The following is a 14,333-nucleotide window of genomic DNA, read 5'->3' as shown; positions in this document are numbered from 1 at the left end:
GCCGCCGATTGTGAACATGCGGACCCGGTCAACCACGTCCCATCTTGTAGAACTCCGGGTTCGGACGCATGCTGGTGACGTTGGCAAGCCGGTTGGAGAGACCGAAGAAGGCCGAGATCGCGGCAATGTCCCAGATGTCGTCTTCCGTGAACCCGTGCGATTTCAGCGTGGCGAAATCGGATTCGGAAACCTTGTAGGCCTCGGTCGAGACCCGCACGGCGAAATCGAGCATCGCCTTCTGCCGGTCGGTGATATCCGCCTTGCGGTAATTGACCGCGACCTGGTCGGCGATCAGCGGATCCTTGGCGCGGATCCGCAGGATCGCGCCATGGGCGACGACGCAATACTGGCATTGATTGAGGTTGCTGGTCGCAACCACGATCATTTCCCGCTCGGCCTTGGTGGTGTTGCCGGGCTTGTCCATGAGCGCGTCGTGATAGGCAAAAAATGCGCGAAACTCGTCCGGCCGGTGCGCCAGCACGAGAAAGACGTTCGGGATGAAGCCGGACTTCTCCTGGACGGCGACGATGCGGGCGCGGATGTCCTCTGGCATGTCGGCCAGATCAGGGACAGGGAAGCGGCTGATGGCAAGTGCCTGGGTCATGGCCTGGTTATCCTCGGTACTCGTCGATGGAAATCGGTACGATCACGCGTTCCTTCGCCTGGATCATGGCGAGAAATCCTCGCGCGAAGACGTCGAGCGCGTCGGGGCGTCTTTCCAGCTTCGCCCGCAGCACCGCGCCCTCCCAGCCGATCCAGAAGAACTGCGCGAGGCTGTCGCAATCGACGCCTTCGGGGATGTCGCCCGCCTGCTGCGCCGCGCGGAGGCAGCGTGAGGTCCGCGCCTCCCAATCCCTGAAGACGGCGGCGAGGCGCTTTCGGAACGGCTCCGGCAGCGCCCCCATCTCTTGCCCGAGATTGCCGACGAGACAGCCACGTCGATAGCCGTAGCGAGCCATGCCCGACCGCGCGTCTGCGATGAAATCGCGCAGGCGATCCAGCGGAGCCCGCTCAATGTCGTCGAACCATCGATCCAGCTTGCGGGCGAAATAGGCGGCATAGGCATCGATCAGCTCGAGGCCAAAAGCCTCCTTGCTGTCGAAGTAATGATAGAACGACCCTTTCGGCACGTCCGCGGAATCCAGGATTTCCTCGACGCCGACGGCGCTGAATCCCTTCTCGGTCAGTATAGCAACGCCCGTCCGCAACAGACGCGCGCGCGGCGCATTCGGCTGCGACTGGTCCTTGGGAGGACGGCCCCGTCGGCGCGGCTCTGAAACCGAGGCTGCTCTATTCATCATGATTTATTAGACCGACTGTCTTGCAAAATCAACCGCTCGTCGTCCCAAGGCTCAACTCTCCCGCGGACCGCATTCGTCACCGGCTGCAGTTCGAGACATCTTGCCGTTAGACTCCCCGCGCCAAACGTGGACAATAACCCGGGCACGTTACGTGCGCAGTGCACACCAAGATGCGCCAGGGGAAACGAAAATGCCGGCTGCCTTTCCGTCGTCCGAACCCACCATTCCGACCGCTCCCTTGACGGCCGAGATGCGCGATGCGTTGCGCGCGATCGTGGGTGAGAAGGGCCTCATCGAGGACGCGCACGGCAAGCAGCCATTCGTGACGGATTGGCGGGGACTGCTGGTTGGCGGTGCCGGCGCCGTCGTCCGTCCTGGCAACACCGAGGAGGTCTCGAAAGTGGTCCGGCTTTGCCATGAGCACGGCGTCGCCATCGTGCCGCAGGGTGGCAACACCGGCCTGATGGGTGGGGCAACGCCCTGGCCTGCACACACCGGCATCGTGTTGTCGCTCGGCCGCATGAACCGCGTGCTGGACGTCGATCCCGTCGGCTATGCGATGACGGTCGAGGCCGGCTGCGTGCTGCAGACACTTCAAGAGACGGCAAGCCGGCACGACAGGTTCCTGCCGCTCAGCCTCGGCGCCCAGGGCTCGTGCATGATCGGCGGCAATCTATCGACCAACGCCGGCGGCGTGCAGGTGCTGCGCTATGGCAATGCCCGCAATCTCGTGCTGGGTCTCGAGGTCGTGCTGGCGAGCGGCGAGATCTGGGACGGATTGCGCGCGCTCAAGAAGGACAACACCGGCTATGACCTCAAGCACCTCTTCATGGGCGCCGAGGGCACGCTGGGCATCATCACCAAAGCCGTGCTCAAGCTGTGGCCGGCGCCGAAGGACGTCTCTACGTCGTGGCTGGCGATCCGCGATCCGCGCGCGGCCCTCGAGATCCTGTCGGAAGCGCACAGCGCGTCCGAGGACAATGTCGGCTCCTGCGAGCTGATGAGCCGGGCCGCCATCGACATGGTGCTGCGCCATATTCCCGGCACCCAGGATCCTCTCAAGGCCGACACGCCATGGTACCTGCTGCTGGAATGGTCGTCCTCGCGGGCGCGCCAGGACGGCGCGGAGGGCATGTCCGAGAAGATGGAGCAGTTTCTTGGCCATCAACTCGAGGCCTGCCGCGTGCTCGATGCGGTGATCGCCCACACGGTCGGTCAAGCGCGCAACATGTGGCGCATCCGCGAAAGTGTCGCCGAGGCGTCCCGGGCCGAAGGTCCGGGGCTCAGCTTCGATGTGTCGGTGGCCATCTCCAAGATTCCGGAGTTCATCGCCAAGGGCACCACGGCGGTGCTCGACATTCTCCCGACCATCAGGCCCTATCCTTTGGGGCACATCGGCGATGGCAATCTGCATTTTTCGTTCATGGGGCCATCAGGCATGGATCAGCAGACGCTGACCCAATACAAGGGGGCCATCACGCGGGCCGTGAACGATCTCGTCACCTCGATGGGCGGCTCGATCTCGGCGGAACACGGCATCGGCATCGACAAGCTCGACGAGCTCAGCCATTATCGCTCGAAGACCGAGCTCGACATCATGCGAACCATCAAGCGCGCGCTCGATCCGCAGAACATCATGAATCCCGGCAAGGTGCTGCGGCTGTGACCGACGCTGCGCCCCGCGCCGACGATCGGTCGAGCGTGGGCAGGTCGCAACGATGTTGCGACCCGTCCGCGATCTTGTCGAGAGTGGTGTCCGCGGCCCTCAAGCCGCCGAACCGCCGCGCGGATTGACGATCGCATACCCTCGCAATGAACGTGCGTGGATTCGCGTGGCGTGTCCGCCCGAGTTGGCGTCATAGGCCATCCAGACATCGCCTCCGAGGTGCTGCTCCAGAACGAAAACGTGTCCTCGTCGCGCAGCAACCATTCCCGGTGCGGGTGATGTCCGCGGAAAGCGCAGCCAATTGGCCGCAAGATTCAATTCCGGCACGATACGACCGAACACGCGCAGAGCCGCGCCGCAGCCGCAGAAGGACGAAGGGCAACCTGCCGGACGACCACCGACGACGCGAGCCCCGGAGGCACTGGAGACGGTCGCCGGCGTGGCGGCGCCCCCAGCATCGGTCACTGTCAGTTGCGTCGAGCGGTACGCTTGCAGTGACGGCCTGGAATTCAGTGAGTATCTGGAAGTAATTGAAGACTTGAAAGTCCGCTCGCGCTGCATCTGCGAATACGAGAAGTCGCAAGGCATGGTGACGTTGCATTCGGAAGCATGATGAATGCGATAAGGTCGCGCTTCCGAAGTAACAGAGCTCAAGACAACGAAGAGATACGCAGAAATTACTAGCCTGTACATTGCAGGACTCCAAAATAGAGTGGTCCTGCCCCAGGCAACGAGAAATCAATAACAGTTTGGCTGAAATGGGCCTAAAGAGCGGCTGAAAATGGCTGCGTCCGCGCGACGCTGTCTGTAATCATCATAGCCTACAAATAGCGACCGAAATGATTAACTCGCAGAGAACGAATGAGCGCTCCGCGCGTCCAACGCAGCGCATGCAATCAAGTCCGGTTCGCATGGGTCGTGGATTCCACAGCAAGCTCTCCTCGTCACTGCGCTACCCGTGATCGGCACGACGCCGCCATTCACTGCATCATCGCTGCCGCGATCTTCTCCGCCGACATCAACACGGGAAAGTTGGTGTTGGCGCATGGCACCACCGGAAAGATCGAGGCGTCGACGACGCGCAGGCCCTGGATGCCCTTGACGCGGCCCTGATTGTCGACCACCGCCATCGGATCGTCGGCCCGGCCCATGCGGCATGAGCAGGAGGCGTGCCAGACGCCGATGGTCGCCTTGCGCACGAAGGCTTCCAGCGCCTCGTCGTCGTTCATCACCTGATCGAAGGTAAAACCCTCGACCACGAAATTGTCGATCATGTAGTGACGCAGCGCCGCCGGTCCGTCCATCAAGGTCGCGGCGATCTTGGTCAAGATCCTGTTCCTGGTGTTGACCACGCCGATCTTGCGGACCTTGTCCGTATAGGCGGCCGGGAACGGCTTGTCCGTCACCGCCTTGACCACGTCGCTCATCTGCACCGCCGCCATCTTGCGGAAGCCGCTCATCAGGCGATCGAGATCGCGCCGGTCGGACAACAGGTTGAACTCGACGATCGGCTCTGCCGACGGATCGCGCGAGGCCAGCTTGACCTGTCCGGTCTCGGAATAGGTCTTGTTGACGAAGGTCAAGAGCGAGCCGATCTGCTCGCCGACCGCATGCCAGGCCGACTTGGAGAGCAGGACGACGAACATGTCGCCCTTCGGCACACCTTCGAGACCCGACGAGTAGCGCAGGCCAAGCTGCATGTGGCGCCTGGTGTGCTCGTTCATGCGCGCGCCGCGGCGGACAAAAGACGACAGCGAGATCGAGGGATGATCCATCAGGCGCTGACCGACACCCGGCAGTCCCATCAGCACGGGAATCCCCATATCCTTGAGATGGCCGACCGGCCCGATGCCGGCGCGGAGCAGATGCGCCGGCGAATGGATGGCGCCGCTGGAGAGGATGATCTCGCGTCCACGGAATTCCTGCTCGCGTCCGTCCACGACGGCCTTCACGCCGACGCATCGCGTCCCCTCGAACAGCAGCTCGCGCACTTGCGTGTTGGTGGAGATCGTGAGATTGGCGCGCTGGCGGGTGTCGCGGTCGAGATAGCCCATCGCGGCCGAGACGCGCTGCTCGGCCTGATTGGAATGCGTCACCGGGAAATAGCCGTCGACGAACTCGCCGTTCTGGTCCGGCAGGAATCGGTGGCCGGCCTGCTGGAAAGCATCGGCGAAGGCCTGCGAATGCCGCGTCCAGTGCTCGCGCGGGATGCGGCGGACCGGGATCCGGCCATCCTTGCCATGGTACGGTCCGTCGAAATCGAGATCGCGCTCGACCTTCTTGAAGAAGGGCAGCACGTCGTTCCAGGTCCACCCTTCGGCGCCGCGCGCGTCCCATTCGTCGTAATCGGTGGGAGCACCGCGGTTGGCCATCTGGCCGTTGATCGATGAGCCGCCGCCGAGCACGCGCGCCTGCTCGTATTTGCGCAAGGGGGGCCGGCCCACGTGCGGGTTGTTGTGGCTGACGACCTGCGTCGTGACCTTGAGCTCGGTCCAGTGGAAGCGCGGATCGAAATAGGCCGTACCCGGATAGCTGTCCCTGATCTCGGCCGGCTCGTTGCCGGGCGGCGTGTCCTGCCCGGCTTCGCACAGCAGGACCTTGTTGGCACTTTTCGCGGAGAGCCGGTGGGCCAGCACGGACCCCGCCGAGCCGCCGCCCACGATAATGAAGTCATACACGATGGCGTTTCCTGTTGTTCTTGTTGGCGGAGCTTAACGCGTTATTGCTTTGCCGTGGAAGGGCTTTGGATCGCACCGGCGCAGCTTCTCGTGTCCCGGACGCGCCGCAACGCGTAGCGTTGCTGCGCAGAGCCGGGACCCAGGAGGCTCCGGACTCGCTGTGGCATGGGCCCCGGCTCTGCAGCGCACCACCGCCGGACGATGCTTCGCATCTTCGGCGGCGCTGCGCTGCGTCCGGGGCACGAGCGTCACGGCTTGGCACACGGTGCCTACGGCCGGATCGAAAAGTTCTCCGGCGGCCCGGCTTTTCGCAGCGGCTCGGCGAGGCGCGCGAACTCGCACAGCAGCGACCTTGTCTTGCGGGGATCGATGATCTCCTCGACCCAGAATTTTTCGGCCGAGCGGAACGGCGAGCGCAGCTTGTTGAGGCGCTCCTCGATCTCCTTGAGCTTCTCCGCCTTGTCCTCGGCAGCATCAATGTCGGCGCGGTAGGCAGCCTCGATGCCGCCTTCGAGCGGCAGCGAGCCCCAATAGGCCGACGGCCAGGCATAGCGGATCGAGAAGCGGTCGGCCGGCTGGTGCACGACACCCGCAACACCAAACGCGTTGCGCAGGATCACGGTGCACCAGGGCACGGTGGTCTGGTTCACCGCAGCCATGGCGCGAACGCCGTGGCGGATGGTGGCGGCCTTCTCGGCATCGAGGCCGATCATGAAGCCCGGGCAGTCCATGAGATAGACGACCGGCAGATGAAAAGTTTCGGCGAAGTCGACCCAGCGCACCACCTTCTGGCAGGCATCCGCCGTCCAGGAGCCGCCATAATGAAAGCTATCGCTGGCGAGGACCAGCACCGCCCTGCCCTCGAGTCGCGCGAGACCGACGATGATGGGCTTGCCGAAATTCTTGCCGACCTCGAAGAACGAGCCCTTGTCCACGACGGACTCGATAATGGGCCGCATCTTGTAGACCTGCTTGCGGTTGCGCGGCACCGCGTTCATCAGCGCCTCTTCGGAGCGCTCGGGATTGTCGGTGCAGGGCAAGGTCGGCGGCAGCTCATAGACCGATGACGGCAGATAGGACAGGAAGCGCCGCGCGCAGGCGAACGCCTCTTCTTCCGTATCGACGGCATGATCGACCGCGCCGGCGCGGGTCTGGATGTCGGCGCCGCCGAGATCCTCCTTCGAGAGGTCCTGCCCGAGCGCCTTCACCACCGGCGGCCCCGCGACGAACATCGCGGACTTCCTCGTCATGATCGAATAGTGGCTGGCGGCAAGCCGCGCGGCACCGAGCCCTGCGACCGAGCCAAGGCCAAGGGCGACCACGGGAACGCGCGACAAATTCTCCGTCGTGAAGCGATACCAGCGCGTGCCGCCGATGCCTCCAGGCAGATTCGCCGCGCCCTTGGTCTCGATGGTCTTGACCGAACCGCCGCCGCCGGAGCCCTCGATGATGCGGACGATCGGCAGGCGGAAATCATGCGCCATCTCCTCCGCCATCAGCGGCTTTGCGGAAATGGACGCATCCGCCGAGCCGCCCCGTACCGTAAAGTCGTCGCCGACCACAACCACGGTGCGGCCGTCGACGCGCGCGCGGCCGAACACGCAGTTCGCCGGCGTCAGTTTCTGCAGCTCGCCGCTGCTATCGTACTCACCGATGCCGGAGACGGCACCGATCTCGTGGAAGCTGCCGCGATCGATCAGCTTGTCGATACGCTCCCGAACAGTCAGCCGGCCCTGGTCATGCTGTCGCTTGACCTTGTCAACGCCGCCCATCTCCCGCGCGAAGGCTTCGCGCCGGGCGAGCTCGTCGAGTTCCGGCTTCCAGTTCATTCACTCCCTCCGAATTGATCGGCTTGTTATTGTTGTGCACGGCCATTGCGACCGGTTTACGCGGGATGCGGTTGTTGAAGGCGTCGCCTTCCGCGCCTTCCATCAGGCTGCCGAGCGAACGGCCGAGCTCGAGCATCAGGGGTGCGACTTCGGCATGCAGCCGCTGCTCGTCATACATCGTGGACAGAAGGCCGATCGTGATGACGACGTAGGTCTGGTACTGCGGCGACCAGATCGGCACCGCGAGCCCGTTGATGTGCGGGCTCCAGAGGCCACAGGCCACGACATATCCGCGCTCACGCAACATCTGCCGATTGGCTTCAATGCGGGGTTTCAGGATCTTCGCAGCCTCGGGCGCTTCCCGTTCCACGTCCGCGATGAAGGCATCGCCGATCTCCGGCGCCAGCGCCGCGGTGTAGGCCGCGCCCGCGGCGGTCGAGGCCATCGAGATGCGGCTGCCGGTGCCCTCGTGCAGGCCGAGGGCGGTCGGCGAGCGCGCGAACTGCAGATAGACCAGATGGAAGCGATCGGGCACGACGAGGCCGACTGTGCCCGGCAGCTGCTCGGCGACTTCCTGAAGCCGTTGCCGGATCATGCTGCGCAGCTGCGCGCCCTTCATCATCGAGGCACTCATCGCCACCGCGCTCGGGCCGATGCGATATTTCTGATCGCGCGGCAGGTAGACCAGCTGGCCCATCCGCGTCAGCGTGTGCGTGAGCCGCGACACCGTCGAGCGCGGCAGGCCGCAGCGATTTGAAATCTCGAGATTGCCGAGCCTTGCCTCGTGGCCCTCGAAGCATCGCAACACGTCGAACGCGCGCGAGACCACCTGGATGACATCACCCTCACCGGCATCGCCAGCGAGCACACCTTGCCTACTCAACCGCTCGGATCGTCGTCCCATGTTCCCTACCGTTTGTTCCGCTGTGCGGAATTAAATTCCACTTGCAGACGACGCTACCTCAGGCATTTTGCGACGACAACAAAAAGGCGATGGCATGCCAGAAATTAAGATCGTCACGGAGGTCGCCGGGCGCGTCTGCGCAACTCCCGTGCAAGTTGGAGGAACCGTTGCGGATGGCGATGACGTTGTAATCGTCGAAGCCATGAAGATGGAGATACCGGTATCCTCGCCCGCGAACGGCACCATCACATCGCTTCTGGTGAAACTCGACGACGTCGTTGCCGAGGGACAGGCGGTCGCGATTGTCGCGAGCTGAAGTGCGTTCTCTTCGTGGCCATCCTTCGAGACGCCTGCTACGGCGGGCTCCTCGGGATAAGGTCTGTTTTCGCCGCAGATTCGTAGACCTCATGATGAGGAGCGCCGCTTACGGCGCGTCTCGAACCATGGGCCGAGCACTCCGTATTCGCCGCGAGGCTGCATCCTCCGCGACAATGTGTCAGTCCGATGCGTCGCATTCCCGGTACGGCGTTGCCATCGCCTGATGCGGGTGACATGATCCGTCGCAAACAAAACTCTGTTTCAAACAAAGAACGAAATTCTTCGCGGCAAACGCGACGATCATTGGAGGGAAACATGCTTCGTGGGCTGCTCATGCTCGCGCCTGCCTTGGTGGCGGGCATCTCTTTTGCGTCTACACGCTATTCGTTCGCCGAAGACATCAAGCTGCCGGCGACGTTGACGTTCACCGCCTATGACACCGGAACGGCCGGCTTCAACATCGCCGTCGGCGTCGGCAAGATGATGAAGGACAAATACGGCACCGATGTGCGCGTGCTGCCCGCAGGGAACGACGTCGCCCGCCTCGCGCCGCTGCGCGCCAAGCGCGCGGCATCCTCGGCGATGGGATCCGGCACCTACTTCGCGCAGGAAGGCATGTTCGAGTTCGGCGCGAAGGAATGGGGTCCGCAGCCGCTTCAGATCCTGCTCTCGACCGTCGACTGCAATTGCGGATCGCTTGGCGTCGCCGCCGACACCGGTGTGAAGGAGCTGAAGGACCTCAAGGGCAAGCGTGTCGGCTTCGTGGTCGGCTCACCCGCGCTGAACCAGAACTCGCTCGCAGTGCTCGCCTTCGCCGGGCTGACGCAGAAGGACGTCAAGGCCGTCGAATTCGCAAGCTACGGCGCGATGTGGAAAGGCCTGATCAACAACGACGTCGATGCCGCTTTCGGCACCACCATCACCGGCCCCGCCAAGGAAGCCGAGACCTCGCCGCGTGGCCTGATCTGGCCGCCGCTGCCCGCCAAGGACAAGGAAGGCTGGGCGCGGATGCAGAAGGTCGGCTCGTTCTTCTTCCCGCAAGTCGCGACCTGCGGGGCCGGCATCTCGCCGGACAAGCCGGTCGAGCTCGGCAACTACCCCTACCCGATCTTCGTCGCCTATGCCTCGCAGCCGGCCGACCAGGTCTATGCGATCACCAAGGCGATGATCGTCAACTACGATGCCTACAAGGACTCCGCGCCCGGCGCCGGCGGCCTCGCCGCCGACCGCCAGACCAAGAACTGGGTGGTGCCGGTGCATCCCGGCTCGGTGAAGGCGCTGAAGGAAGCCGGGCAATGGAGCGATGCGCAGGAGACGCACAACAACAAGCTGATCAAGCGGCAGGAGGTGCTGGCAGCCGCGTGGGCCGATTACGGCAAGTCCAACCCGCCGTCGGACGACAAGGCGTTTCTCGACGGCTGGATGAAGGCGCGCGCGACGGCGCTTGCGAAAGCCGACATGCCGAACGGGTTCGAGGATTAGAGTGTGCCGACATTGAGCTTGACCGTTGCTTCGCGTCAGGTGCGCCGCCTCTCCCGCTTGCGGGAGAGGTTGAGCGAGCTCGCGGCCGCATTCGAGTCAACCAACGGCCATTCGCCTAATTAGTTACCAGCCCACGCGCGGGGTCGATTGATGTCTTCCGTTTCCACCTCCACTGCCCCGCAAGACGAGACCAAGCGGGTCGTATTCGACGATCCACATGGCGCGGCCGGCAACATGCAGGAGGCCGAAGTCACGCGCGTGCGCACCTTGCGCGGCGCCTGGCGCTGGACGCTGGTCGCGGCGACCGCGGCCACGATCCTGCTCTGCATCAACCAGCAATTCTCGTTGCGCTTCTTCATCGGCTACACCCAGCTCAACACGGAGTATTTCTATCTCCTGATCGCGTTGATGCTGCCCTTCACCTTCCTGATCTTTCCGGGCTCCGAGCGCGCCCCGCTCGACCGGATTCCCTGGTACGACCTCGTCTTGTTCGCCGCGACTTTCGCCGCAGCGCTGCTGCTGATGTCGAACGTGCGCAAGGCGGCGGAGGCCGGTTGGGAATTCGGCGGCGCGCCGAACAACGTGATCGCCGCGGGGCTCGTGATGTGGGTGATGCTGATGGAGGCGCTGCGCCGCACCGGCGGCTGGAGCCTGCTGTTGAGCGTGCTCCCCTTCACCGTCTATCCGCTGTTCGCCGAATCCAGCTGGCTCGGCCCTTTCCGCGGCACGCAATCGACGTTGGAGCAGGCGACCGCCTATCACGTGCTGTCGGGCGAGAGCCTGCTCGGCATTCCGATCCAGGCCTTCGCCGATACCGTGATCGGCTTCCTCGTATTCGGCACTGCGCTGATGATGACGGGCGCCGGCAAATTCTTCATCAACCTCTCTTTCGCGATGTGCGGGACGTTCCGCGGCGGCGCGGCCAAGGTCTGCATCTTCGCGAGCGGCCTGCTCGGCATGATGTCGGGCTCGATCATCTCCAACGTGCTGACCGCCGGCACCATGACCATCCCCGTGATGAAGAAGAGCGGCTTTCGCGCCTCCTATGCCGGCGCGATCGAGGCCTGCGCCTCGACCGGCGCGGTGCTGGCGCCGCCGGTGATGGGCGCGACCGCCTTCGTGATCGCGCAGTTCCTCAATATCAGCTACGCCGAGGTCGCGGTCGCCGCGATCATCCCGGCCGCGCTCTATTATGTCGGCCTGTTCATGCAGGTCGATACCTACGCCGCGCGCCACGGGCTGAAGGGGATTCCGCGCGCCGAGCTGCCGCGGATCATGGATACGATCAAGGACGGCTGGTACTACGTCTTCGTCATCGCCCTGCTGATCGTGATGCTGCTCTACTTCAAGCGCGAAAGCCATGCGCCGTTCTACGCGACCGCGCTGCTGCTGGTGCTCAACCAGTTCTTCTCCAAGGACACCCGCTGGACCCTTGCGACGATCGGAAAATTCCTCGAGGTCAACGGCCGCACCTTTGTCGAGCTCGTCGGCATCCTCGCCGGCTGCGGTCTCCTGATCGGCGCGTTCTCGATGACCGGAGTGGTGTCGAGCCTTGCTAACGATCTCTTGCATATTGCCGGCGACAATCCCTTCCTGCTGCTCGGCATGTGCGCGGTCACCAGCCTGATCCTCGGCCTCGGGCTGACGACGACGGCCTGCTACATCTTCCTTGCCATCCTGGTCGCGCCCGCACTGGAGAAGCTCGGGCTGAACAAGATGGCCGTGCACATGTTCATCTTCTATTGGGGCATGCTGTCCTCGATCACCCCGCCGGTCGCGATCGCCTCCTTCGCGGCCGCAGGCATTGCCGGCTCGCCGGCGATGAAGACGGGCTGGGAATCGATGTGGGTCGGCAGCATCATCTATTTCATCCCGTTCTTCTTCGTGCTCAATCCGGCGCTGGTGCTGCAAGGGCCGAGCCCGTATCTCGCCGGTCTCGGCCTGATGGGACTTGCTGCGTTCGGCACGCTGTTCATCTGCGGCGGCATCCAGGGCTATCAGCCCTTCGTCGGGGACTTACGCAGCGCCGGCGGGCTGGAATGGCCGATCCGCGTTCTGCTGGTGATCGGCGGCTTCGTGGTGGCGACACCGGGCGGCGGGATCATGCCGCTGTCGCAGCTGCAGGTGACGCTGCTGGGCCTTGCCATCCTTGCACCCACGGTTCTGCTCGCCCTGCTGCTGGTCCGGCGGCAGGCCGTGGTACCGAACGGGTTGCGCGTACCCTGATTGCGTTGCACAAGAGAGGCGATGACCCCGCTCTCTCCTCTCGCCGCCGCCTGGACCCGCTCGAAGCCGCCCTTGCTGCGGTTTCTGGACAATTGCCTCAACGAATTCTCCGCCGAAACCTCGGGCAGCGTCGCCGACTACATCCCCGAACTGAGCAAGGCCGATCCTGCCTATTTTGGCATCAGCCTCGCCACGCTCGACGGCCATGTCTATGAGGTCGGCGACTCCAGGGTGCCCTTCACCATCCAATCGATGTCAAAACCGTTCGTGTTCGCGCTGGCGCTCGACCTGCTCGGCGCCGGCAGGGTCGAGAGCGCGATCGGCGTCGAACCGTCGGGCGATCCTTTCAACTCGATCCGGCTCAATTCCGAGAACCACCCGTTCAACCCGATGGTCAATGCCGGCGCGATCGCCTGCACCGGGCTGATTTACGACAGCAAGGGCGCAGATGCCTTCGAGCAGATACGCCTGGCGCTGAGCCGCTTCGCGGGTCGCGATCTCGCCGTGGACGAAGCCGTCTACGGCTCGGAGAGCCAGACCGGCGACCGCAACCGCGCGATCGGTTATCTCTTGAAGACCAACGCGGTGATCTCGGACAATGTCGCAGGCGTGCTCGACGTCTATTTCCGGCAATGCGCGGTGCTGGTCACCGCGCGCGACATCGCGGTGATGGCGGCGACCCTCGCCAATCGCGGCGTCAATCCGGTCACGGGTGAGCAGGTGCTGACGCCTTACGCGATCTCCCGCACGCTGTCGGTGATGACGTCCTCGGGCATGTACGACTATGCCGGCGAATGGATCTACCGGATCGGCATTCCCGCCAAGAGCGGCGTCGGCGGCGGCATCCTTGCCGCCCTCCCCGCCCGGCTCGGGCTCGGCAGCTATTCGCCAAGGCTCGACAAGCACGGCAACAGCGTGCGCGGCATCAAGGTCTGCGAGGCGCTGTCCTCACATTACGATCTGCACATGCTCAACCGCAGCGACGATGCGCGCAACGCCGTCATCGCCGACTACGATATCGGCAAGAGCCCGTCGCGCCGCGTGCGCCGGCCGCAGGAGCGCGAGATTCTCGCCGCCCATGAGCAGGAGGTGCGGATCATCGAGCTGGTCGGCACGCTGTCACTGTCCGCGGTCGACTACGTCTCCCGGCGGCTTGCGGGGCGGCCCCGTCCGCAATTCGTGATCTTCGATCTGCACCGCGTCACCTCCACCACGCGCGCCGGGGCGCGGCTCGTCGCCGAAGCGTTCGAGGAGCTCGCGGCGCTGAATGTCACGGTGGTGCTGTCGGGCGTCAGGCGCGCATCCAAGGAATGGGACACGTTGCGGGAATGGACGGCCGAGCTGAAGAACGTCCGCGACTTCTACCTGCTCGACACCGCGATCGAATGGGCCGAAGACCAGATCGTCTACCGCTACGGCGGCTCGATCGACTTCCACGAGACCACCGAGCTTGCCGAGCAACCGCTGCTCGAGGGCCTCGGCGAGGACGAGCTGACTGACCTCACCTCGATCTGCACCATCCGCACCTATCAGTCCGGCGCGAAGATTCTCACCACGGGCGATCCCGCCGATTCCCTGTTTTTCCTGCGCAGCGGCGCCGTGCACGTCACGCTGCCTGACGGCGTGCGGCTCGCGACGCTGACCGCGGGCATGGCGTTCGGCGAGATGGCGCTGCTGGAATCCACGCGCTCGGCCGACGTCTTCGCCGACATGGCAGCGACCGCCTATGAGGCTCCGCTGCAGGAATTCGAACGCTTCCGCCAGCGGCACCCGCACGCCAGCGAGCGCATCATGCGCAACCTCGCCCAGCTCCTCGCCGACCGCCTGATTGTCGCCAACGCCAAGGTGGATATTCTGACATCGATGTAGAGCAGCTCATTCACGACAGGTCGTCATGCCCGGGCCTGTCCCGGGCATCCACGTCCATCG

General features: G+C 64.2%; 11 protein-coding genes. 5 read left to right on the top strand and 6 right to left on the bottom strand.

Annotated elements, in window-relative coordinates; genetic code table 11:
* Positions 1-28: 28 nt before the first annotated feature.
* Together XH81_RS35415 and acuR are read right to left on the bottom strand one after the other, a co-directional pair.
* On the bottom strand, positions 29-604 hold the full coding sequence (locus XH81_RS35415; protein ID WP_028145140.1) for a peroxidase-related enzyme: 576 nt from the start codon (positions 602-604) through the stop codon (positions 29-31).
* A 7-nt stretch (positions 605-611) separates the two neighbouring features.
* Complete coding sequence (gene acuR, locus XH81_RS35410) at positions 612-1,298, bottom strand: acrylate utilization transcriptional regulator AcuR (RefSeq protein ID WP_049801668.1); 687 nt, start codon at positions 1,296-1,298, stop codon at positions 612-614.
* 193 nt (positions 1,299-1,491) lie between these two features.
* Between acuR and XH81_RS35405 the strand changes: the two genes are divergently transcribed.
* Positions 1,492-2,967 carry an FAD-binding oxidoreductase gene (locus XH81_RS35405; RefSeq protein ID WP_028145141.1) on the top strand — a complete coding sequence of 492 codons (1,476 nt, stop codon included), beginning with the start codon at positions 1,492-1,494 and terminating at the stop codon, positions 2,965-2,967.
* 99 nt (positions 2,968-3,066) lie between these two features.
* On the opposite strand, the gene XH81_RS35400 is transcribed toward XH81_RS35405, so the two are convergent.
* The 4 genes from XH81_RS35400 to XH81_RS35385 all read right to left on the bottom strand — a co-directional run bounded on the left by XH81_RS35400 (position 3,067) and on the right by XH81_RS35385 (position 8,378).
* The gene (locus XH81_RS35400; RefSeq protein ID WP_162832234.1) at positions 3,067-3,660 is read right to left on the bottom strand and encodes a hypothetical protein; all 594 of its coding nucleotides are present in this window, start codon (positions 3,658-3,660) and stop codon (positions 3,067-3,069) included.
* A gap of 287 nt (positions 3,661-3,947) precedes the next feature.
* Positions 3,948-5,645 carry a GMC family oxidoreductase gene (locus XH81_RS35395; protein ID WP_028145142.1) on the bottom strand — a complete coding sequence of 566 codons (1,698 nt, stop codon included), beginning with the start codon at positions 5,643-5,645 and terminating at the stop codon, positions 3,948-3,950.
* A 269-nt stretch (positions 5,646-5,914) separates the two neighbouring features.
* Complete coding sequence (locus tag XH81_RS35390) at positions 5,915-7,474, bottom strand: acyl-CoA carboxylase subunit beta (RefSeq protein WP_271596803.1); 1,560 nt, start codon at positions 7,472-7,474, stop codon at positions 5,915-5,917.
* Positions 7,404-8,378 (bottom strand): IclR family transcriptional regulator, encoded by a 975-nt coding sequence (locus tag XH81_RS35385; RefSeq protein WP_028145144.1) that lies wholly within the window; start codon positions 8,376-8,378, stop codon positions 7,404-7,406. Before XH81_RS35385 ends, XH81_RS35390 begins: the two co-directional genes overlap by 71 nt.
* Positions 8,379-8,472: 94 nt before the next feature.
* Here XH81_RS35385 and XH81_RS35380 point away from each other — a divergent pair, with 94 nt between their 5' ends.
* The 4 genes from XH81_RS35380 (at position 8,473) to glsA (ending at position 14,273) form a co-directional block, all read left to right on the top strand.
* The gene (locus XH81_RS35380) at positions 8,473-8,694 is read left to right on the top strand and encodes an acetyl-CoA carboxylase biotin carboxyl carrier protein subunit (RefSeq protein WP_028145145.1); all 222 of its coding nucleotides are present in this window, start codon (positions 8,473-8,475) and stop codon (positions 8,692-8,694) included.
* 317 nt (positions 8,695-9,011) lie between these two features.
* A complete protein-coding gene (locus tag XH81_RS35375) occupies positions 9,012-10,178 on the top strand; it encodes a TAXI family TRAP transporter solute-binding subunit (protein WP_028145146.1) in 1,167 nt (388 codons plus the stop codon).
* Positions 10,179-10,328: 150 nt separating this feature from the next.
* The gene (locus XH81_RS35370) at positions 10,329-12,404 is read left to right on the top strand and encodes a TRAP transporter permease (RefSeq protein WP_028145147.1); all 2,076 of its coding nucleotides are present in this window, start codon (positions 10,329-10,331) and stop codon (positions 12,402-12,404) included.
* A 21-nt stretch (positions 12,405-12,425) separates the two neighbouring features.
* Positions 12,426-14,273 (top strand): glutaminase A, encoded by a 1,848-nt coding sequence (gene glsA, locus XH81_RS35365; protein WP_028145148.1) that lies wholly within the window; start codon positions 12,426-12,428, stop codon positions 14,271-14,273.
* Positions 14,274-14,333 lie beyond the last annotated feature (60 nt).

This window comes from Bradyrhizobium sp. CCBAU 25360, assembly GCF_028128695.1.
GTDB lineage: Bacteria > Pseudomonadota > Alphaproteobacteria > Rhizobiales > Xanthobacteraceae > Bradyrhizobium > Bradyrhizobium ottawaense.
Note: the sequence above shows the minus strand (reverse complement) of the source record. Positions and strands in the feature narration are given on the sequence as shown.

Coding starts and splice junctions, on each gene's coding strand:
- XH81_RS35415 (WP_028145140.1), bottom strand. CDS start 604: ATGACCCAGGCACTTGCCATCAGCCGCTTCCCTGTCCCTGATCTGGCC.
- acuR (WP_049801668.1), bottom strand. CDS start 1,298: ATGAATAGAGCAGCCTCGGTTTCAGAGCCGCGCCGACGGGGCCGTCCT.
- XH81_RS35405 (WP_028145141.1), top strand. CDS start 1,492: ATGCCGGCTGCCTTTCCGTCGTCCGAACCCACCATTCCGACCGCTCCC.
- XH81_RS35400 (WP_162832234.1), bottom strand. CDS start 3,660: ATGTACAGGCTAGTAATTTCTGCGTATCTCTTCGTTGTCTTGAGCTCT.
- XH81_RS35390 (WP_271596803.1), bottom strand. CDS start 7,474: ATGAACTGGAAGCCGGAACTCGACGAGCTCGCCCGGCGCGAAGCCTTC.
- XH81_RS35385 (WP_028145144.1), bottom strand. CDS start 8,378: ATGGGACGACGATCCGAGCGGTTGAGTAGGCAAGGTGTGCTCGCTGGC.
- XH81_RS35380 (WP_028145145.1), top strand. CDS start 8,473: ATGCCAGAAATTAAGATCGTCACGGAGGTCGCCGGGCGCGTCTGCGCA.
- XH81_RS35375 (WP_028145146.1), top strand. CDS start 9,012: ATGCTTCGTGGGCTGCTCATGCTCGCGCCTGCCTTGGTGGCGGGCATC.
- XH81_RS35370 (WP_028145147.1), top strand. CDS start 10,329: ATGTCTTCCGTTTCCACCTCCACTGCCCCGCAAGACGAGACCAAGCGG.
- glsA (WP_028145148.1), top strand. CDS start 12,426: ATGACCCCGCTCTCTCCTCTCGCCGCCGCCTGGACCCGCTCGAAGCCG.